22 protein-coding genes are annotated in these 18,738 nt (G+C 72.2%); 12 read left to right on the forward strand and 10 right to left on the reverse strand.

What is annotated here, in order from left to right:
• Window positions 1-580: 580 nt before the first annotated feature.
• Complete coding sequence (locus R2737_16320; GenBank protein MEZ5117827.1) at window positions 581-985, forward strand: hypothetical protein; 405 nt, start codon at window positions 581-583, stop codon at window positions 983-985.
• A 45-nt stretch (window positions 986-1,030) separates the two neighbouring features.
• On the opposite strand, the gene R2737_16325 is transcribed toward R2737_16320, so the two are convergent.
• Together R2737_16325 and R2737_16330 are read right to left on the reverse strand one after the other, a co-directional pair.
• Window positions 1,031-1,507: a hypothetical protein gene (locus R2737_16325; GenBank protein ID MEZ5117828.1), complete on the reverse strand. Its 477-nt coding sequence runs from the start codon at window positions 1,505-1,507 to the stop codon at window positions 1,031-1,033.
• A 110-nt stretch (window positions 1,508-1,617) separates the two neighbouring features.
• Entirely contained in the window at window positions 1,618-2,301 is a 684-nt protein-coding gene (locus R2737_16330) for a TetR/AcrR family transcriptional regulator C-terminal domain-containing protein (GenBank protein ID MEZ5117829.1), read from the reverse strand.
• Between the two features lie 96 nt (window positions 2,302-2,397).
• Between R2737_16330 and R2737_16335 the strand changes: the two genes are divergently transcribed.
• Window positions 2,398-3,117 (forward strand): DUF4386 domain-containing protein, encoded by a 720-nt coding sequence (locus R2737_16335; GenBank protein ID MEZ5117830.1) that lies wholly within the window; start codon window positions 2,398-2,400, stop codon window positions 3,115-3,117.
• Window positions 3,118-3,119: 2 nt separating this feature from the next.
• Here R2737_16335 and R2737_16340 read toward each other — a convergent pair whose 3' ends face one another.
• Window positions 3,120-3,341 carry a zinc ribbon domain-containing protein gene (locus R2737_16340; protein MEZ5117831.1) on the reverse strand — a complete coding sequence of 74 codons (222 nt, stop codon included), beginning with the start codon at window positions 3,339-3,341 and terminating at the stop codon, window positions 3,120-3,122.
• 161 nt (window positions 3,342-3,502) lie between these two features.
• Here R2737_16340 and R2737_16345 point away from each other — a divergent pair, with 161 nt between their 5' ends.
• Window positions 3,503-4,777 (forward strand): diacylglycerol kinase family protein, encoded by a 1,275-nt coding sequence (locus R2737_16345; GenBank protein ID MEZ5117832.1) that lies wholly within the window; start codon window positions 3,503-3,505, stop codon window positions 4,775-4,777.
• Here R2737_16345 and R2737_16350 read toward each other — a convergent pair.
• From R2737_16350 to R2737_16360, 3 genes are read right to left on the reverse strand one after another with little or no spacing between them, the layout of a single operon-like run.
• A complete protein-coding gene (locus R2737_16350) occupies window positions 4,774-5,457 on the reverse strand; it encodes a 3-oxoacid CoA-transferase subunit B (GenBank protein MEZ5117833.1) in 684 nt (227 codons plus the stop codon). The genes R2737_16345 and R2737_16350 overlap by 4 nt on opposite strands.
• On the reverse strand, window positions 5,454-6,137 hold the full coding sequence (locus R2737_16355) for a 3-oxoacid CoA-transferase subunit A (GenBank protein ID MEZ5117834.1): 684 nt from the start codon (window positions 6,135-6,137) through the stop codon (window positions 5,454-5,456). The genes R2737_16350 and R2737_16355 overlap by 4 nt, the downstream gene beginning before the upstream one ends.
• Complete coding sequence (locus tag R2737_16360) at window positions 6,134-7,336, reverse strand: thiolase family protein (protein MEZ5117835.1); 1,203 nt, start codon at window positions 7,334-7,336, stop codon at window positions 6,134-6,136. Before R2737_16360 ends, R2737_16355 begins: the two co-directional genes overlap by 4 nt.
• A gap of 150 nt (window positions 7,337-7,486) precedes the next feature.
• Between R2737_16360 and R2737_16365 the strand changes: the two genes are divergently transcribed.
• Both R2737_16365 and R2737_16370 read left to right on the forward strand, forming a co-directional pair.
• A complete protein-coding gene (locus R2737_16365) occupies window positions 7,487-7,846 on the forward strand; it encodes a 2Fe-2S iron-sulfur cluster-binding protein (protein MEZ5117836.1) in 360 nt (119 codons plus the stop codon).
• Window positions 7,847-7,862: 16 nt separating this feature from the next.
• The gene (locus tag R2737_16370; protein MEZ5117837.1) at window positions 7,863-8,777 is read left to right on the forward strand and encodes a catechol 2,3-dioxygenase; all 915 of its coding nucleotides are present in this window, start codon (window positions 7,863-7,865) and stop codon (window positions 8,775-8,777) included.
• Window positions 8,778-8,914: 137 nt separating this feature from the next.
• Here the strand turns inward: R2737_16370 and R2737_16375 are convergent, their stop codons facing one another.
• The gene (locus R2737_16375) at window positions 8,915-9,586 is read right to left on the reverse strand and encodes a methyltransferase domain-containing protein (protein MEZ5117838.1); all 672 of its coding nucleotides are present in this window, start codon (window positions 9,584-9,586) and stop codon (window positions 8,915-8,917) included.
• Window positions 9,587-9,824: 238 nt separating this feature from the next.
• Between R2737_16375 and R2737_16380 the strand changes: the two genes are divergently transcribed.
• Window positions 9,825-10,187, forward strand: a complete 363-nt coding sequence (locus R2737_16380; GenBank protein MEZ5117839.1) for a hypothetical protein — start codon at window positions 9,825-9,827, stop codon at window positions 10,185-10,187.
• Between the two features lie 103 nt (window positions 10,188-10,290).
• Here the strand turns inward: R2737_16380 and R2737_16385 are convergent, their stop codons facing one another.
• The 3 genes from R2737_16385 to R2737_16395 form a co-directional block, all read right to left on the reverse strand.
• Complete coding sequence (locus R2737_16385; GenBank protein ID MEZ5117840.1) at window positions 10,291-12,378, reverse strand: hypothetical protein; 2,088 nt, start codon at window positions 12,376-12,378, stop codon at window positions 10,291-10,293.
• A gap of 58 nt (window positions 12,379-12,436) precedes the next feature.
• Window positions 12,437-13,531, reverse strand: coding sequence for an SDR family oxidoreductase (locus tag R2737_16390; GenBank protein ID MEZ5117841.1), 1,095 nt, complete (start codon window positions 13,529-13,531; stop codon window positions 12,437-12,439).
• 236 nt (window positions 13,532-13,767) lie between these two features.
• Window positions 13,768-14,397, reverse strand: a complete 630-nt coding sequence (locus R2737_16395) for a peroxiredoxin (protein MEZ5117842.1) — start codon at window positions 14,395-14,397, stop codon at window positions 13,768-13,770.
• 88 nt (window positions 14,398-14,485) lie between these two features.
• Here R2737_16395 and R2737_16400 point away from each other — a divergent pair, with 88 nt between their 5' ends.
• The 6 genes from R2737_16400 to R2737_16425 all read left to right on the forward strand — a co-directional run bounded on the left by R2737_16400 (window position 14,486) and on the right by R2737_16425 (window position 18,729).
• On the forward strand, window positions 14,486-15,418 hold the full coding sequence (locus R2737_16400) for a hypothetical protein (protein ID MEZ5117843.1): 933 nt from the start codon (window positions 14,486-14,488) through the stop codon (window positions 15,416-15,418).
• Window positions 15,419-15,463: 45 nt separating this feature from the next.
• Entirely contained in the window at window positions 15,464-15,742 is a 279-nt protein-coding gene (locus tag R2737_16405) for a hypothetical protein (GenBank protein ID MEZ5117844.1), read from the forward strand.
• A 51-nt stretch (window positions 15,743-15,793) separates the two neighbouring features.
• Window positions 15,794-16,747, forward strand: coding sequence for a hypothetical protein (locus tag R2737_16410; GenBank protein MEZ5117845.1), 954 nt, complete (start codon window positions 15,794-15,796; stop codon window positions 16,745-16,747).
• 136 nt (window positions 16,748-16,883) lie between these two features.
• Complete coding sequence (locus R2737_16415; protein ID MEZ5117846.1) at window positions 16,884-17,048, forward strand: hypothetical protein; 165 nt, start codon at window positions 16,884-16,886, stop codon at window positions 17,046-17,048.
• Entirely contained in the window at window positions 17,045-17,746 is a 702-nt protein-coding gene (locus tag R2737_16420; GenBank protein MEZ5117847.1) for a cytochrome b N-terminal domain-containing protein, read from the forward strand. Before R2737_16415 ends, R2737_16420 begins: the two co-directional genes overlap by 4 nt.
• Window positions 17,743-18,729 carry a hypothetical protein gene (locus R2737_16425; protein MEZ5117848.1) on the forward strand — a complete coding sequence of 329 codons (987 nt, stop codon included), beginning with the start codon at window positions 17,743-17,745 and terminating at the stop codon, window positions 18,727-18,729. The genes R2737_16420 and R2737_16425 overlap by 4 nt, the downstream gene beginning before the upstream one ends.
• Window positions 18,730-18,738 lie beyond the last annotated feature (9 nt).

The raw sequence follows: 18,738 nt of genomic DNA on the forward strand, positions 1-18,738 counted from the left end.
GTCCTGGGTGCCGACGTCCTGGGCGCGCTGGCCCGCATCGCCAGCCGGGGGATGATCGTGGCCCGGGGCGAGGACGTCCGCGTGACCGCTACGCGCTAGGAGCTCGCGTCGACGGTGATCGGCCTACTGCGGGATCGGCTCCGGTCGCCACCGTTCTGCCACAGATCGACGGTTTGCCACAGGTGATCCGAGACGTCAGGCGGATCCTGGAGGTACCCTGCGAACGCGTTTTCGCAGGTCAGAGCCCCGGCCTGGGGGAGCCGATCAAGATCGAATCGACCCAGACGCACTCGTAATGCGTAGGTCGTCGGTTCGATTCCGACAGGCGGCTCCACGTTCCCCGGGTCCGGGGGTCGGCGGGAACCTCGAGCGGCAATCGACATTCCTCGTCACCACGGACCCCAGGTCCAACGGCCCGCGTCGCCGGCTGCGCTCCGGAGGAGAATGCCGGGGGAGGCTCCGCATGGGGGGTGCCGGTCGAACCATCCTGGTGGTGATTGTCGCGGCCAGCCTGACAGGCTGTGCCGGAGGGACGGGCAGTGATGTCGTCGGGGCTCCACCCGACGATGCCACCGCGGTCGTGGGAGCCTCGACCTGCACGCTCACCGACGTCAGTGACGACGTCGTCGACGATGTCCGGGTCATCGTCGAGCGGTTCGAGTGCGAGGACACGATGTCCGACCCCCGAGTGACCGGGACCGAGACGTTGCTCAGCACGTCGCGGATCGAGCCGGGAGCGGACGCTGGCACCTGGAGCGCCCCGGACGCCGTGCTGACGACGGACGGCGGAACGTGGCGCGGGTGGGCGCAGGGCGTGGTCGACCTGACCGGGGTGCTCCCCTTCGCGGAGGGTGTCACCCCGTTCAACTACGGCGAGGCGCACTACGTGGGCGAGGGCGCATACCAGGGACTGGAGTACCACGTGTACGTCAGTGGATCGAACTCCGAGCTTGGCGTAGCGGGATGGATCACGTCGACCAACTGACGGCGCCGTCGGTATCGCGGGGCGTCTCCACGAGTTCCTCGTACGTCAGGAGCTGCTCGGCGGCGGTGCGACGTAGTCGAGGTCGAGCGTGTCGGTCTGGTCGCCCCAGGTGAGGGTCAGTCGCCAGCACCCCGGCTGGGGGAGGTCGAGGGTGCCGGGTCCCGGTCCTTCGGGTCGCTCGCGAAACACGACGTCCCCGGTCCCCGACAGGCGCGCCTCGATGCGCAGGGGTGTTGGTCCGGTCAGGGGCTCCCGTGGGACGAGGAGCACCTTGTTCTGCGGCGCGGGGTCCTGCGACGCCACCAGCGGCTGGCTGAAGGGGACGGCGACGATGCGGCCGGCATGACCGACGGCCCGGGGGACCTGGGCCCCGTCGCTGAAGCCGGTCATCGCCCACTCCGGCAGCGCCCCGACCCGGACGTCACTGCGGCAGTCCTCGGTGGCCGTCGGTTCCGAGCACCCGGCCAGACTGATCGCCACGGCCGCCGCGGTGACTCCGAGGAGCAGGGCCCGGCGACGCACGGCGTCACGCCAGACGGCACCGGTCCGCCGGCGGACCCGCGGGAAGCGCGCAGTTGTGAGCCGAGCGGTCGTCTCCCGGGCCGTACGTCGCGCGGAAGCGACTCGTCGGCTCACGTCTGCACCGAGGACCAGCCGGCGGCGTGCAGGCGCTCGAAGGCGTCGAGCAGCAGGTCGAGGGTGAACTCGAACTCCGACTGCTCGTCGCACGCGCCGGTCGGGTTGCGGGTGGCGGCGTCGAGGGCGATGGCCGTGACGTACGGGAAGGCCTGGGCCAGCTGCTGCATCACCTCGGGCGGGGGAGGCGCTTCCTCGCCGCCCGCCGCCGGTGAGGAGAACGCCTCCGGGCTGAACCCCCAGATCCGGTGGCCCAGGGCGTGCATCGCGTGGTGGGTGAGGTCCACCGAGAAGCCCGCGTCGATGAGGTCCCCGGCGAGGGTGTCCATGTGACGCAGCACGCTCGGCGTGCGGCGCGTCGCGCCCTCGATGGCGGGTCGCAACCACGGGTGGACGAGCAGGGCCTGCCGGGCGGCCAGGATCCGGGCCCGGACGGTGTCCCGCCAGTCCGTCCCCAGCGGCGGTGCTGCGTACCCGTCGATGACCGCGTCGAGCATCCCGGCGACCAGGTCGTCCTTGTCGGCGACGTGCTTGTACAGCGCCATCGGCACCACGCCGAGTCGCCCCGCCAACGCCCGCATGCTCACCGCGTCCAGGCCCTGCTCGTCGGCCAGCGCGACCGCCTCGGCGACGACCCGCGTGCGGTCCAGGGGCGTGCGGCGAGGAGAGCCAGCGGGCACGGCGGGCCTCCCCGGGGCTTGACGAGGTGTACAGCGTACGCCTAGCGTGCCCGGACACGGAGGTGTACGCCGTACACCTGATCCCGGGAGGACGCCATGACCCACGACCGCAAGCTCGCCCTCGTCGCCGGAGTGCTCTACCTGGCCACCTTCGTGACCTCGATGCCCGCCCTGGCGCTGAAGACGCCGTTCCTCGATTCCGGTGCGCATCCTCTGTGGGCGGCTTGGGGGTCGGTCCTCGAGGTGCTGCTGGCCGCTGCCTGCGTGGGCACTGCTGTCGTGCTCTACCCGGTCACCCGCCGCGGCAGCGAGCCGCTCGGGCTGGCGTTCGTGGCCTCGCGCACGATCGAGGCCGCTCTGATCCTGGTAGGGGTGCTGGCCGTGCTGTCGCTGCTGTCCCTGAGGAACGACGCCGTGGCGACAGCGACCGCGTCGGCCGCGCTCACCGAACTGCACACGTACGCGTTCCTGCTCGGTCCGGCGGTGATGTCGGCGACCAACGCCCTGCTGCTGGGCACGATGCTGTATCGCACCCGGCTCGTCCCGCGGGTGATCCCGGCGGTGGGCCTGGTCGGCGGGCCGCTCCTGCTGGTCTCGTCGGCCGGCGTCATGCTGGGCGCCTGGACCCAGATGACCGCGATCGGCACGGTCGCCGCGCTGCCCGTCGCGGCGTGGGAGTTCGCGCTCGGGATCTGGCTGGTGGCCAAGGGGTTTCGACCGGAGGCACTCGCGGCGCTGCCGTCACCGGTTCTCAGTCCAACTGCCGCGGCGTCGGGACCCGCGGTGCCCGAGCTCGACTCGGTCGTCGCCAGCTGACGTCAGCCGCAGCCGCAGGCTCCGCCGCAGCAGCCGCCGCCGGAGCCGCCCGGGGCCGGCTGCGGGCCGGGCCGGGTCCCCACGCCGACCGCGGAGATGCCGAGCAGTCGGACGGTGTCGTCGTGCCCCTCGGGGCAGGCCGCGGGTACGCCGGACTCGGCCATCGGCCGGACCACCGTGAACGTGTCGCCGCAGGCGCGGCAGCGGAACTCGTACGTCGGCATGCGCCGAGGGTAGGCGTCACGTGCCCGCGTCGCCGAGTCGGCCGTCCGCCCCGTCCCACCGAGACCGCTGCTACCGGTGCCGATGTGGGCCCGGAAGCAACTGGTTTCGGCGAAGGGGGAAGGGGGCACGCCGGCACGCGCGGGCGCCCTAGCCTGAGCCCGTGTCCTCTCGTCTCGCGGCGATCCTCGCGCTGGCCGGTCTCCTCGGCGGGCTGGTCTGCATGGGCCTCGCCGCGGTCCAGGACTTCCCGTTCGGTCTGGTGGCCCTCGGCCTTCTCGTCGTGGCTGTCTGGGTGGCCTGGGAAGGGCTGATCCGCACCGGCACCACCCGGTACGTCGCATGGTCGGTCGCCGCGCTCCTCGTGGTGGGCGCCGTCGGCTCGATCCTCGTCAACGGGATCCACGTGGTGGGCCTGACCGGGATTGCTGTCCTCGTCGCCGCGGTCGTCGTCAGCAAGCGCGCCTTCACCGTCCACCGCCGGCTGTCGCCGGCCGCACCGCCCACCAGGGCCGTCGTCGTCTACAACGTGAAGTCCGGCGGCGGCAAGGCGGTGAGCAACAACCTGGCCGAGGAGGCCCGCGCGCGCGGCATCACCCCGCGGGAGTTCCAGCCGGGCGAGGACTGGGAGCAGGTCGTCCGCGACCTGGTGGCCGACGGCGCCGACGGGCTGATGGCGGCGGGTGGCGACGGCACCCAGGCGCTGGTCGCCACCATCGCCGCCGAGCACGACCTGCCGTTCGCCTGCATTCCCGCGGGCACCCGCAACCACTTCGCGCTCGACCTCGGCGTGGACCGGGAGGACGTCGTGGGAGCGCTGGACGCGTTCGTCAACGGCGGGGAGAAGCGGGTCGACCTGGCGGAAGTCGGCGGGCGGGTGTTCGTCAACAACGTCTCCCTCGGCCTGTACGCCGAGGCGGTGCAGCGCGAGGGTTACCGCGAGGCGAAGATCCGCACCATCCTCGGCACCGTCCCCGAGGTCCTCGGGCCCGGCGGCGACAGCCCGCAGGAGCTGCGGTGGACCGACCAGGACGGCGAACACCGCTCGTCGGCGGCCGTGATCCTGGTGTCCAACAACGTGTACCGGCTCGGCCGGATGATCGGGTCGGGCACCCGGCCGACGATGTCCGCCGGCGTCCTCGGGGTGGCGGTGATCGGCGGGGAGACGGACACCGGACGCCGGTCGCTGCTGGAGCAGTCGACCGCGCAGGAGTTCACCGTCGACTCCGACGGCGACATCCCGCTCGGGGTGGACGGCGAGGCGTTGCGGATGTCCGCGCCGGTCACCTTCCGGATCCGTCCGGCCGCGCTGCGGGTGCGGATCGCGCCGCAGCACCCCGGTGCCTCCCCGTCGGCCGCCCAGCCGACGAGCATCGGCGACGCCCTCCGACGGCTGGCCCGGGTCGCCGGCGGCGCCGATCCCGACTCCCTCGGCTAGGCAGACGTCGGCTCGGCCGACCGTCGAAGCGGGATGTCGAGCCGCTGGGCCAGGTCGCGGTACGAGATGCCGAACGTTTCGACCACCCCCGCCCCGGCCGGCCCCAGCTCGAAGACGGCCAGGTCGGTATACAGCCGGTGGACGCAGCGGACCCCGGTCAGCGGATAGGTGCACTCGCGCACCAGCTTCGGGCGCCCGTCCTTCGTGAACAGCGTCATCATCACGAACACCTGACGGGCCCCGATGGCGAGGTCCATGGCACCTCCGACCGCGGGTATGTCGTCGGGGTCCCCGGTGTGCCAGTTCGCCAGATCACCCGTCGCGGAGACCTGGTAGGCACCGAGGACGCATACGTCGAGGTGGCCGCCGCGCATCATCGCGAACGAGTCGGCGTGGTGGAAGTACGAGGCCCCGGCGAGCTCGGTCACCGGCTGCTTGCCGGCGTTGACCAGGTCCGGGTCGATCTGGTGATCCGCTGCGGCAGGGCCCATCCCGAGCATGCCGTTCTCGGTGTGCAGGACCACTCCGGCGTCCGGGTCGAGGTGGTCGGCGACCAGGGTGGGCTGCCCGATGCCGAGGTTCACGTACGACCCGGGCGGGATGTCGCGGGCGATGCGGGCGGCGATCTCGTCGCGGCTCAGCGGGCCCCGGTCGACGTTCTCGACCGTCGGTGGCGTCATGCCCGTGCCCCACCGTGGTCGGGGACCACGACGACGCGGTCGACGAAGATGCCCGGGGTCACCACGGTCTCGGAATCGATCGCACCGGCGTCGACCACCCGGTTGACCTGCGCGACCGAGGTGGTGGCGGCGGTGGCCATCACCGGCCCGAAGTTGCGGGCGGTCTTGCGGTACACCAGGTTCCCGGCCCGGTCGGCGGTGTGCGCCTTGATCAGGGCCACGTCCCCCCGGAGCGGGTACTCCAGGACGTAGCCGCGCCCGTCGATCACGCGGGACTCCTTGCCCTCCGCCAGCGGGGTGCCCACACCGGTGGGGCAGAAGAAGGCGCCGATGCCCGCACCGGCGGCCCGCAGTCGCTCGGCGAGGGTGCCCTGGGGGACGAGCTCGAGCTCGATCCGCCCGGCCCGGTAGAGGTCGTCGAACACCCACGAGTCGTGCTGGCGCGGGAACGAGCACACCACCTTGCGCACCCGGCCGCGGGCGAGCAGCACCGCGATCCCGGTGTCGGCGTTCCCGGCGTTGTTCGACACCACCGTGAGGTCCGTCGCCCCCTGCCGGACGAGCGCGTCGATCAGCTCGAACGGCATCCCGGCCGCTCCGAAGCCGCCGATGAGCACGGTCGCGCCGTCCTCGACGCCGGCGACCGCCTCGTCCACGGTGTCGCACACCCGTGTCGTCACGCGCGATCCGCCGCCTCGTTCTCGAGCACGACCGCGAGCCCCTGGCCGACGCCGATGCAGATGGCTGCCACGCCCCAGCGGCCGCCGGAGTCCCGCAGGCGGTGCGCGAGCGTCCCCAGGATGCGACCGCCGGAGGCGCCCAGGGGGTGGCCGATGGCGATGGCGCCGCCCCACGCGTTGACGATGTCCGGGTCGATCGGCCAGGCGTCGAGGCAGGCGATCACCTGGACGGCGAACGCCTCGTTCAGCTCCACCGCGGACACGTCCGCCCAGCGGATGCCGGCTCGGGCGAGGGCCCGCTCGGCCGCCTCGACCGGCGCGATGCCGAACTGCTGCGGCGCCACGGCCGCGACGCCGCGCCCGGCGATCCGTGCCAGCGGGGCCAGCCCGAGGCGCCCGGCCGCGGACCCGGTGCCGAGCAGTACCGCCGAGGCCCCGTCGTTGAGCGGCGAGGCGTTGCCGGCCGTGATGGTCCCGTCGGCGCGGAAGACGGGCCGCAGCGCGGCCAGGGCCTCCGTCGTGCTGTCGTCGCGGATGGTCTCGTCGCGTGCCAGCTCCACGCCGGGCACGGGGACGACGAGGTCGTCGTACCGGCCCTCGGCCCAGGCCTGCGCGGCACGCCGATGGGACTCGGCGGCCACCCGGTCCTGGCGCTCCCGAGGGATCGCCAGGCTCTCGGCCAGCTGCTCGTTGGCCTCGCCCAGCGAGACCGTCCACTCCTTCGGCATCCGCTGGTTGACCAGGCGCCAGCCGAGCGTCGTCGACACCGCGGTCACATCCCCCGCCGGGAACCCCCGGGCGGGCTTCGGCAGCACCCAGGGGGCCCGGGTCATCGACTCCACCCCGCCGGCGACGGCGATCTCCGCGTCCCCCGACTCGAGCAGGCGGGACGCGGTCATGGCGGCGTCCAGGGACGAGCCGCACAGCCGGTTCACGGTCGTCGCCGGCACCGACACCGGCAGGCCGGCGAGCAGCACCGCCATCCGGCCCACGTTGCGGTTGTCCTCACCCGCCCCGTTCGCGTTGCCCCACACCACGTCCCCGATGTCCGCCGGGTCGAGGTCGGGTGCCGTGGCCAGGACACCGGTCAGCGCGGTCGCGGCCAGGTCGTCCGGGCGTACCCCCGCCAGGGCGCCGCCGAGCCGTCCGAAGGGGGTGCGCGTGGCGGCATAGACGTACGCGGAGGGCGCGGTGGTCACGAGCCGAGAGTAGGGGCGCTTGCCCACGCACCGGGTCGGCACGTCGTCGTTCCGTGTACGGGAACGAAGCGCCGCGACTCGGCCGGTCGCTGCCATGGTCGCAGCGGTCGCCGGTCAGGTCCGGCGGACCGACGACAGGCAGGTACGCCGATGCCCCAGCTGCGGGTGGTCCCGGAGGACGTCACCGTCGAGATGCTCGACGGCGAGACGGTCCTCGAGTGCCTCTACCGCCACGGCTACGCGTACCGGGTCGGCTGCCGCCGCGGCGGCTGCGGCGTCTGCAAGGTGGACCTCCTCGAGGGTGCGGTCGACTACTCGCGCCCCGTCGCGGACAAGGTCCTGCCCGCCGAGGAGCGCGCGGCCGGCACCTGCCTGTCCTGCCGTGCGGTGGCGCTCGGCGACCTGACGATCTCGCTGCGGGAGGACGTCCTGCGGCAGGTCAACCCCCTGATGGCCCTGTTCGCGAGTGCGCGCGGGGACTCGAACCAGGCCGTCGGAGGACGGCAGTAACGGAGGCGGTGCCGCGATGGGCGTCATGCGAATGGGCTACATGCACGTGCGGGTGACCGACCTGGCCGAGGCCAAGGAGCACTACGCGAACACGGTCGGCCTGTACCCGACCTTGGAGCAGGACGGCCGCGTCTACTTCAAGGGCTGGGACGAGTGGGACCACCACTCGGTCGTGATCGAGGAGGGCGGGGTCGGCTACGTCAAGTGCGGCTTCAAGTGCGAGACGCCGGACGACATCGCCGACATCGAGCGCCGGACCCTCGCGTACGGCTACCCGGTCGAGCGGATGACGGCGGGGGAGAACCCCGAGGTCGGTGACGGCATCCGGGTGACGCTGCCCAGTGGGCACCAGATCGAGTTCTACAGCCACATGACCCCGTGGGGCCTCGAGGTGGGCACCCACAACCCCGACGCGTTCCCCCGCCACATGGTCGGCATCGGCGCACCTCGCCTGGATCACGCGCTGCTGTGGGTCAACGACCCCGAGGGCATCGAGCGCTTCTTCATCGACTGCGTCGGGATGTACCCCACCGAGCGGGTCCGCACCAGCCTGGACGACGACGCGCACACGATCGCCACGTGGCTGACGGTCGGCGAGTCCAACCACGACATCGCCCTGCTCGAGGCGCCGGAGAACAAGATCCACCACTTCGCGTTCGAGATGCGGGGGTGGGACGACATCCTCAAGGCCGCCGACATCTTCGCCATGGACGGCACCCCGATCGACATCGGTCCGACGCGGCACGGGATCACGCGGGGCACGACGATCTACTTCTTCGATCCCTCCGGGAACCGGAACGAGACGTTCGCGGGCGGGTACCGCTGCTTCCGCGACCGCCCGGTCGTCACCTGGACGCCGGACCAGCTGGGGAAGGCGATCTTCTACCACGCCCGCGAGCTGAACGAGCGGTTCCTCACCGTCGCTACCTGACGGCCGGTCGCCTCCGCCGCGACGGCTTCCCGCATCCCGCGGGCGGGCCGAGCCGCAGAAGTGAGCCGAACGGTTGCTACCCGGCCCCGAGCCGCCCCGGTAGCGACCGTTCGGCTCACATCTATGCGGGTGGGGGGTCACGCGGATGCAGGGCGGGCCAGGACGAGGTCGACGGCCAGTCCCCACATGGTGAGCGGGCGCTGCTCGACCACCGTGAAGCCGTTGCGGCTCAGCCACCCCGAGGCATCGATCGGCCGGCAGTCCACGAACGACGGGAACCGGTCGTGCGCCCAGGCGTACAGCCGCTCCATCCCCGTGCTGCCGCCGTGGCTGGACATGCAGGCCACGCACAGCCGACCGCCGGGCTTCAGCACCCGGTGAACCTCCCCGAGCACCCGGGGGATCTCCTCGTCGCCGAACAGCTCCAGGGCGAAGCTCATGAACACCGCGTCGAACGACGCGTCGGCGTACGGCATCGCGGCCGCATCGCCCTGGCGGATGTCGACCAGGTCCGCGACGCCGTGCTTCTCGGCCCGCTTCGTCGCCTCGGCCACCATGCCGTCGGAGATGTCGATCCCGTACACCCGGCCGGATGGTCCGACCAGCTCGGCCAGCGCGACCAGGACCTGGCCGGCCCCGAACCCCGGCTCCAGGATGTGCTCGCCCGGCTGCGGCTTCAGCAGACCGTCGATCGCGTCCTCGACGAACCGTCGCTCGCTGCTGTCGGACAGCCAGCCGTAGACCTTGCTCATCCGGTCGTAGCTGGCCCGGGCGGTCTGCCCCTGGGTCCGGTCGACGTCCTCGGCCATCGGTGTCCTCGCGTGTCGCCACGCCGGAGGTACCGGCGTGTCGTGGTGGTCGTGCGTGCTGTGCCGCAGCCGTACGAACTGACGGTCCGGGATCGCTCCGCAGGCGTCAAGAGGAACGCCCGTGGGCGGGGCTGGAGTCCCGGACTGGTGACGGGTGTCGCTGCACTGTCCGACGCCACTAGAGTCGCCGGGGCGCGCCTGTCGGTACCGGCCCGCGCCTGGTCCCAAGGAGGCGACAGTGAGGGTCGGTTACGTCGTGCTGTACGTGGAGGACGCCGCGGCCTGCCGCGCCTTCTGGGTGGATCAGGTCGGGATGGTCGAGCGCCGCAGGGACGAGGTCGGCGGGTTCAGTGTGGTCGAGGTCGGTTTCGCCGACCAGGACTTCTCCTTCGAGTTGGTGCCGCTGGCGCTCATGAAGGACAACCCCGACGGCCTGGACCTGGCGACACCGTCGGTCGCATTCCGGGTCGCGGACCTCGACGTCGTGCACGATGCGCTGGTGGAGCGCGGGGTGCAGACGACGGCCGTGGGCGAGCACTCAGGCCGTCCCAGCTTCGCATTCGCGGACAACGAAGGCCGCTGGTTCGCCGTCACTCGCTGAACCGAACCCGGAGCGCCGTCCGGCACGGTCAGCCAGGGTGCGCTGGCCGGCCACCGTCACGTCCGACGGCCCGGCACGGCACGACGCCGATCGGTGTCGCCGGCTACGCGGTCGACGTCGTCTTCCGCCCGCGCCGGGCCGACCCGCCCGCCCGCGCGGCGAGTGCCAGCTCGCGCACCCGGGCGATGTCCTCGTCGCTGTAGACGCCGTTGACCCCGGAGATCGCGGCCAGCTTCATGCCGTGCTTGAGGCCGAGGCGGTAGATCTCCTTGACCTTCTCCCACTCGATGTTGCGGCCCACGGTGAAGGTCTCGTAGCGGCCCTCCAGCGCGAGCACGACCGTCTCGGCCAGGCACGCGTAGGCCACGCCCTTCGGCAGCCCGATGTTGCGCATGTGCACCTCGCCCGGCAGCTCGATCTCGCCGGACTCGATGACGAGCACGTCGGGCCGCTTCGCCACGTCCTCCGCGGACAGGTCCAGCGGCCGCGCCACGTCGGTGATCACGCAGCCGGGCTTGACCTCCATGATGTCCAGGACCCGCTTCCCGGCCCCGGAGGTCGCGGTCACGATCAGGTCCATGTGGCGCAGATGACCGTTCGGCGTGGCCGCGATGTGGATCTCGGCCCGGGGGTTCTCCCGCTCGATGTCGTGCTTGAGCGCCAACAGCTTCGCCGTCTCCGGTGACACCAGCCACAGCTCGTCGCTGGCCAGTGCCAGCAGCCGGGCGCACACCGACCCGATCGCGCCCGTGGCGCCCACCACCATCGCGGTGCCGCGGATCCGGCCGCGATCGTCGATGTCGGCGATACCGAGGCGCTCCAGCGCGTCGTGCGCGGCCCACAGGGCACCCGACGCGCTGTAGGAGTTGCCGGTCGTGATCGGCAGCGGTGCCTGCTTCGCCACCGTCACCCCCGCGTCACCGACCACCTTGGTGAACGCGCCGAGCCCCATCACCTGGGCGCCGAGCTTGCGGGCGGTGTCGGCGGCCTGCAGCAGCCGGGCGTAGGTGAACTCCGGGCTGTGCGCCATCAGCTCCTTCGGCGTCCCGCCCACCGTGATCAGCCAGCCCTCGGCCTCCGCGCCGGTCGGCGACTTGATCCCGGTCACGTGGCTGTAGACGAAGGGCGGCGCGTACGCCATCGCCTTCTCCACCGCGTCCATCACCGGCGACGGCGCCACCTTCGAGATCGTGCCGAGCGGCTCGACCTGGGCGAAGAACTTCTGCGAGAGCGGGTGGATGACGAAGGCGAACCGGCTCTTGCGCTTGGGTCCGTTGGGGTAGAGCAGCCGTGGCTCGAGCCCGGCCGCCACGATCATGTCGAGCAGGTCGTCGTTGGTGAGCTTCCCGCCGTGCGAGGCCAGCGCCATCATCATCGCCTCGAGCACAGCCGACCCGACCGTGACGCCGTCAAAGGGCTGCGGCGTGGTGTCCAGCACCATGTCGACGCCCCGGCTGCCCAGCTCGGCCAGCCGCTCGTCGGAGATCGCCGACGACACCAGCGTCTTCCCCGCCAGGTCCTCCAGGCCGAAGCCGATGAGCTCGTCGTACGTGGCCACCACGACGTCCGCGTCCCGCGCGGCCCGGCGCGCCATCGCGTTGCTGAGCCGGGTACCGGGTGCCTTGACCTTCTCCTGCACCACGCCGGGCAGGCGGCGCACGGGCCACAGCGCGGCTTGAGCGCCCAGGCCCAGGATCGGGTTCCACTCCAGCTTGGCGGGGACGTCGAACCGCAGCAGCGGGTCCGCGAACTCCAGGTTGGGGGTGTAGTCGCGCAGCAGTCGGGTGGTGCGGTCGTGGTTCAGGCCGCCGAGGACGACGGTGCGCGCGTTGTTGAAGAACCCGGGCAGCTCCGTCTGCACGTGCCGGATCGCCCACTCCTGCAGGACGTCGTGCAGGGTGTGCCCGTCGGTGACCGGGCTGACCCGGGCCGCGGCCATCACGTGCTCGATGGCGGCCAGCTCACCGTCGTACAGCCCGGCCGCGCGGGCCTCTCGGATACCGGTGACGGCGATCGCGTCCGCACGGCCGTCCCACTCCCGGACCAGCTCGGTGGCCGCGTCCACGTCACCGTCGGTGCCCAGTCGGATGATCCGGAAGTCGTTCTCCAGGAACCGCACCCGGGCGTCGTAGTCCCGGTCCGACCCGGCCAGGCTGACGTTCACCACGGTCGAGGGCTTGCTGCGCGACATCGGCTCTCCCTGAGTCACTTCTCTGCGTCGTACGGATGCGTCGTTCCTTGGGTCCCGGCTAGGCCATGGCGGCCGAGTCGATCTCCGGGTGCTCGATCATGAAGTCCAGCAGCGTCCCCGCGTACGACTCGAACGGCGGGCAGCTCAGGCCGGTGCCCTCGAGGTCCGCGGTGGTGTGCTCGGTGCCGTACGTCGTGGGGGAGGCGAAGTAGTCCAGCGACTCCGCGGGGATCCCCAGCAGCCACTCCAGGCCGGGGACCGAGTCGACCACGGTCCGGGTCAGTCCCAGTGGCAGCGGCGCCCACACGACCCGCTTCCCCAGGTGGCGCGCGAACGTGTCGACGAGGTGGCGCACGGTCGGCGGGTTGGGGTCGGTCAGCGCGTAGGTGCGGCCCAGCGAGCGGTCCAGGACCGACAACTCGTCCATCGCCCGGATGACGAAGTCGCGCGGGACCACCGACACCCGCACCTCGTCGATGCCGCCCACCGCCGGCACCAGCGCCACCGGGCCCTTCTGCCGGCGCAGGAACGCCGCCAGGAAGTACGGGCCGTCGTACTTCTGCGTCTCCCCGGTCTCGGAGTCGCCGACCACGATGCCGGGGCGGTAGACCGTGGCGGGCAAGCCCTCCGCCATCGCGGCCCGCACCAGCACCTCGGCCTCGTACTTGGTCGACTCGTAGTGGTTGAGGAACTCCTGCCCCTCCGCCAGGTCGTCCTCGCCGAACTCGCCCTCGTAGCGGCCGCTGACGTAGCAGGTGCTCACGTACTGCAGCCGCTCCAGCCCCGGGCAGGTGGCGCAGTAGTCCAGGACCACGGCGGTGCCGTCGACGTTGACCCGCTGCGCGATCTCCGCGGGGACGGACAGGTCGTAGACCGCGGCGAGGTGCCACACCTCGGTGACGTCGGCCGCGAGCTCCTCGCCGTCGCTGCCCAGGCCCAGGCCCGGGACGGTGATGTCCCCGACCAGCAGCGCCACCCGGCCGCGCACGTGCGGGTGCTCCGCCTCGATCTCCCGCAGCCGCTGCTCGGCCGCGGGGAGGTAGCGGTCCTGCACGACGCAGACCGCGTCCACGCCCTCGCGCCGGGCCAGCAGGCGCGGCAGCAGGGCGGAGCCGAGGAACCCGGGGAACCCCGTCATCAGCAGCGTGGGCACGCGCATCGCCTTCCCGTGCTCGACGGCCGGTGGCGACCCGCAGTGCACGACGGGAGGCGCCGCCGGCCGTGGTGGACGTCGACGTCGGACACGGTAGCGGCGGGCCGGACGCCCGGGATCGGGTCCGAGGCCCCTTCCGGGAGACCGAACGGCCCGATCCGTCGCCCGTGGCGGGGCGGGATCGGGCCGTCCGTGAGTCCGGGGCGAGCGCGCCGCCGATCACCGTGCCGTCGGTATCACTCCGGCTGTGCCGTCCAGCGCAGGTAGGACTTGATCTCCTCGACCTCGCCGAAGGTCTCGCGGGCCTCGTCGGTCGACATCTTCGGCGAGACGATCACGCGATCACCGGGGGTCCAGTCCACCGGCGTCGAGATCGGGAACCGGTCGGTGAGCTGGAGGGCGTCGATGACGCGGACGATCTCGTCGAAGTTGCGCCCGACCGACTTGGGGTAGGTCAGCGTGAGCCGGACCTTGTTCGCCGGGTCGATGATGAAGACCGAGCGCACCGTGTCGGTGTCGCCCTCCTCCGGGTGGATCATGTCGTAGAGGCTCGAGACGACCCGGTCGGGGTCGGCGATGATCGGGAAGTTCAGGTCGGTTCCGCCGACCTCGCCGATGTCGGGAGCCCAGCCGCGGTGGTCCTCGATCGGGTCGACCGAGACCGCGATCGCCTTGACCCCGCGGGCGTCGAACTCGCTCTTGAGCGCCGCGGTCCGGCCCAGCTCGGTGGTGCACACCGGCGTGTAGTCCGCGGGATGGCTGAACAGGACGGCCCAGGAGCCGTCCTTCCACTGGTGGAAGTCGATCTCGCCGTCGGTCGTCTCGGCGGTGAAGTTGGGGACGATGTCCCCGAGGCGCAGGCCCATGGGTGCTCTCCTGAGGTGCGGTCATCCGGAGTCCCGAACCTACCGGGAGTGCGGCAGGTGGGCCATCGCGCGGACTACCGTCGCCGCCGTGGACCTCTCGGCGCTGCCGCTGGTCGCGGTGCTGCGCTGGGACCTGGCGGTACGGGCACTGCTCGCCGTCCTACTGCCGGCCCTCATCGGCCTGGCGGTGCCGTGGCTCACGCACGCGGCGGTCCTCGCCGCGGTGGTCGCCGCGCTGGTGTCGCTGTCCAGCCTGGGGCCCGATCTGGGACAGCCGCGGTGGACCGCGCTGGCGGTCGTCGCCACCCCGGTGGCCGTGACGCTGGGAGCGTGGCTGGCCCCGACGGCGGGCGGCGGAGTGCTGCTGGTGCTCCTGCTCTTCGTGGTCCAAGGGGCGCTGACGCAGGCGGGTCTCGTCGGCCAGCTCGCCTGGTTCCCCGTCTCGTCCGCGGGCCTGGTGGCGGCGGCGCTGTCCCCGGGTCGCGCCAGCCTGCTCGCCGTGGCGGCGGCTGCGGCCGCCGGCGCGGCCTGGGCCGGGCTGCTCGTGCTCCTGGTGCCCCGGGTGGTGCGGGTCCCGCGGCTCGCCCTCCCCGAGGGGGCGCTCGCGGTGGACACCCCCCGGCTCCGGCGGATGGTGATGCGGCCGCACTGGCGGGACTGGACGTTCCCGCTGCTGCTGGGCGGCCTGTCGCGTGCGTCCTCGCGCTGGCGGTGGCAGGGGCGCTGGTGCTGCTGCGCAACGGCATGCTGTCCAAGGCGCTGCTCACGCCGCTGCCCGTGGTCTTCGCGGCTCGCGCCGCCGAGGGACCCGGCTCGGGGGCCCTGGGGCTACGGCTGGTCGAGTTCCTCGTCGGTGCCGGTGTCGGACTCGCGGCTGCGGTCGCCTCGGAATGGCTCGTGCAGCGGCTCGAACGGGATCGAGCGGGGGCAGGTGCCGCGCAGAACACCGCTCCGGCGGCCTGATCCTGCGGTCGCGGTCGCGGGTGGATCCCGGTTGCGGGCGTCGAACCAGTCCGGTTGACTCCGGCCACGCGGCTCACGGTGACCCGCGCACCGAGGAGGGCCCATGGACTGGAGCATCGGCAACCTGATCTGGATCGTCCTCGGTGGTGCGCTGATCGGCGTCCTCGCGGTCCTGATCGTGCCCGGCAAGCAGAACCTGCGCTGGTGGGCCGTCGTCATCGCCGGGATCGTCGGGATGCTCGTCGGCGACTGGCTGGCCGGCCTGCTCGGCGTCCAGGAGACGGCCGGGTTCGACTGGATCAGGCACGCCCTCCAGATCGTGGTTGCGGTTGTCGCAGTGGGCGGCACCGCCGCGGTGTTCGGCAGGCGCAGCAGCGTCTGAGCCCAGCCGACCGCGCCCGCGACGGCGCGCCCGTACGGCAGCATGGGACCCGTGCTGCGCTGCGACCTGCTCACCGGGACCGTGGCGATCGAGGTCGACCAGACCGGCAAGCCGGTGCCCACGGTCGTCCGGCAGCTGCCGGAGGGCCCCGCCGCCTGCCCGCTGTGCGGCATCGCCCGGCGTGACCTCGCCGGCGAGAATCCTTCGGCCGCTGGCGACGTGCTGCGGGCCGAGCTGGGGCCGCCCGGACGGGCGTACGCCGTCGACAACCGCTGGAAGCTGCTCGACGCGCCGCCGGACGGACGCGGCGCCCTGCCCGCCGCGCGCGGCGAGGAGGCCGACGGCGCCGGCACCGTGGAGCTCGTGCTGACCCCCGAGCACGCCACCTCGCTGGACGGGCTCGACCCCGCCGACGCGACCGCGCTGGTGACGCTGCTGCTGCGGCGGCAGGCGGACCTGTCCGAGCAGTACGGCTCGGCGCTGGCGTTCCTCAGCGTCGGAGTCCAGGCCGGCTCCTCGCTGCCGCACCTGCACGGCCAGGTTGCCGGCTTCTCCTGGCAGCCGCCCACCGGCGAGCCGGACCAGCCGGACTGCCCGGTCTGCCGCGACCTGCGGCGAGCCCGCGAGGCCGACCGGATCGTGGACGAGCGGGACGGCTGGACGCTGTACGTGCCGTGGGGGCCGGCGACCAGCGGCGAGCTGCGGGTGGCGCTGCACCCGGCGCCGGGGGAGCCGGGGTGCCAGGCCCGACCGTGGGAGCCCAGCCCCGAGGAGATGGGGCCGCTGTTCGCCGCGGCCCTCGTCGATGCACTGGTGCGGCTGGAGTCGTTGGGCTACCACTGGCCGTACCAGATCGTGTGGCACCCCGAACCGCACCCGCACGCGCACCTGCTGCCACGGCTCGACCTGGGCCTGATCTACCCCCGGTTCATCGGCGTCATGCCGGTGACGTTCGACCACACCTCGTACGCGCGCCGTCTCGCCGCCGCGCGGTCCGTGCGCTGACGGCGATCCCGCGGGCACAGCGAACGCCCAGCAGATCCACAGCGACTTCACAGCCGCCGAGCGGCCCCGGGGCGCCCGGACCGGCGGAGACTCGACGGGAGGGACCTCGCCCTCGGACTCTCGGGAGGAGGCCGGAATGGACCCGTCCGTGCTCGCCGTGTCGTTGGAGCAGCCCGCCACCTACCTGCACTGGGGCTGGGTGCAGATCTCGGTGCCCAACCTGGTCGTCATCCTCGTGATGCTGCTGCTGTTCGCCCTCGCGGTCCTCCTGCCGTTCCCCCAGGACAGGGGGCAGCGATGACCACCACCGACCCCCGCCCGCGCGCCGCGGACGCCGCCCCCGACGACGCCCCGCCGACCCCGACGTGGACCGGCCGGGTGCGTCGGAGGTGGATGGCGACGCTGCCCCCCGACCGGCTGCTGCCGGACCGCCAGCCGTCCTACGTCGCCTCGTGGATCTACGTCTTCGGCGTCGCCACGATCGCGGCGCTCCTGGTGATCCTGGTGTCCGGGCTCGTGCTGGCCTTCGCCGGTCCGGCCTGGTACCACACGTCGTCCCTCGGGCTGTTCACCAACAGCGTGCACTTCTGGAGCGTGCAGCTGTTCTTCGCCTTCATGGTCGTCCACCTCTGGGGCAAGTTCTGGATGGCCGCATGGCGCGGGCGTCGCGCGCTGACCTGGATCACCGGTGTCGTGGCGTTCCTCGTGTCGATCGCGACCGCCTTCACCGGCTATCTCATCCAGACCAACTTCGACTCCCAGTGGATCTCCTTCGAGGGCAAGGACGGTCTGAACGCCGTCGGGATCGGGGCGTTCTTCAACGTCACCAACCTCGGCCAGATGCTGCTGATCCATGCCTGCCTGCTGCCGTTCGTCGTCGGGGCGATCGCGGTGTGGCACGTCCTGCTGGTCCGACGTCGCGGCGTGGTCCCTCCCCTCGAGGCGGTCCCCCCACGTAGCGGCACCGACGGACCGAGTGACCGGGAGGAGGTGGCATGAGCGCGCTGGCACACGACCAGGTCGATGTCGCCGCGCAGGAGTGGCGCGGTCCCTGGCGGCGGTACGACATCGTCAAGGAGGGCGTCGTCGCGGTGGTCATCGTCAGCGTGCTGACGGTGGTCCTCGCGGGACTGTTCTCCTCCCCGGACCCCCCGGCCCTGACCTTCCGGGGCTGGGCGACCAGCAACCCGACCAACTTCTACGCCACGACGGTGTCCGAGCTCGCGGGCACCAGCGAGTCCGCCGGCTACGGGCCGCCGTACAACACCAACGGCGACGGGATCGCCCTCGGGCCACTGGCTCCGCAGCGGTGGTTCGGAGTCACCCACCCGGTGGACCCCGCGAACGACTTCGTCATCACCCCGCTCAGCAGCCAGCAGCAGCCGGACGCGGTGGCCTCGGCGCTGAGCGCGTGGCAGTCCGCCGGCCCGGACCAGCAGGCGGCGTGGGCCACGGCCTACGACGACGCGCTGCAGTCCACCGCGGACGACTCCGGCGCCGTCGACCCGAACGCGGTACCCGCCGGGGACTACGGACCGGTTCCCGCGCTGGCCAAGGGCCTGACGGACATGGCCTCGTCGGGCGCTCTGGACGGCGTCCTCATGGCCCGCGGCGGGGCGTACCAGACCGACTACACCGTGCCGATCTTGTTCCTCGGCGACGGGTCGTACCTGGATGACGCCGCGACGGCGGCGAACCTGCAGGGCAACACCTGGGGGATGATGAACGAGACCGGCAGCTTCCCCGGCCAGGCGTGGCTGTGGGGGTACTCGCTGTGGTACCAGCTGCCGCAGTTCAACTCCGACAACCCCGACGACTTCCTCACCACCAACGCCGACGCGATCATCTTCTCCATCATGGCGGCGCTCTCGCTCGGGCTGATGTTCCTGCCGTTCATTCCCGGCCTGCGCTCGATCCCTCGGTGGATCCCCGTGCACCGGCTGATCTGGAGGAACTACTACCGCCAGCAACGCGCTGGCTGACAGCGCGGT

The sequence above is a fragment of the Candidatus Nanopelagicales bacterium genome (assembly GCA_041393815.1).
In the GTDB taxonomy this organism is placed as follows: domain Bacteria; phylum Actinomycetota; class Actinomycetes; order S36-B12; family JAWKJK01; genus JAWKJK01.

Bases quoted from the DNA above. Each gene is read 5' to 3' on its own strand.
- R2737_16335 (MEZ5117830.1), top strand. From the start codon at position 2,398: ATGACCCACGACCGCAAGCTCGCCCTCGTCGCCGGAGTGCTCTACCTG.
- R2737_16340 (MEZ5117831.1), bottom strand. From the start codon at position 3,341: ATGCCGACGTACGAGTTCCGCTGCCGCGCCTGCGGCGACACGTTCACG.
- R2737_16350 (MEZ5117833.1), bottom strand. From the start codon at position 5,457: ATGACGCCACCGACGGTCGAGAACGTCGACCGGGGCCCGCTGAGCCGC.
- R2737_16365 (MEZ5117836.1), top strand. From the start codon at position 7,487: ATGCCCCAGCTGCGGGTGGTCCCGGAGGACGTCACCGTCGAGATGCTC.
- R2737_16370 (MEZ5117837.1), top strand. From the start codon at position 7,863: ATGGGCGTCATGCGAATGGGCTACATGCACGTGCGGGTGACCGACCTG.
- R2737_16375 (MEZ5117838.1), bottom strand. From the start codon at position 9,586: ATGGCCGAGGACGTCGACCGGACCCAGGGGCAGACCGCCCGGGCCAGC.
- R2737_16385 (MEZ5117840.1), bottom strand. From the start codon at position 12,378: ATGTCGCGCAGCAAGCCCTCGACCGTGGTGAACGTCAGCCTGGCCGGG.
- R2737_16395 (MEZ5117842.1), bottom strand. From the start codon at position 14,397: ATGGGCCTGCGCCTCGGGGACATCGTCCCCAACTTCACCGCCGAGACG.
- R2737_16405 (MEZ5117844.1), top strand. From the start codon at position 15,464: ATGGACTGGAGCATCGGCAACCTGATCTGGATCGTCCTCGGTGGTGCG.
- R2737_16415 (MEZ5117846.1), top strand. From the start codon at position 16,884: ATGGACCCGTCCGTGCTCGCCGTGTCGTTGGAGCAGCCCGCCACCTAC.
- R2737_16420 (MEZ5117847.1), top strand. From the start codon at position 17,045: ATGACCACCACCGACCCCCGCCCGCGCGCCGCGGACGCCGCCCCCGAC.
- R2737_16425 (MEZ5117848.1), top strand. From the start codon at position 17,743: ATGAGCGCGCTGGCACACGACCAGGTCGATGTCGCCGCGCAGGAGTGG.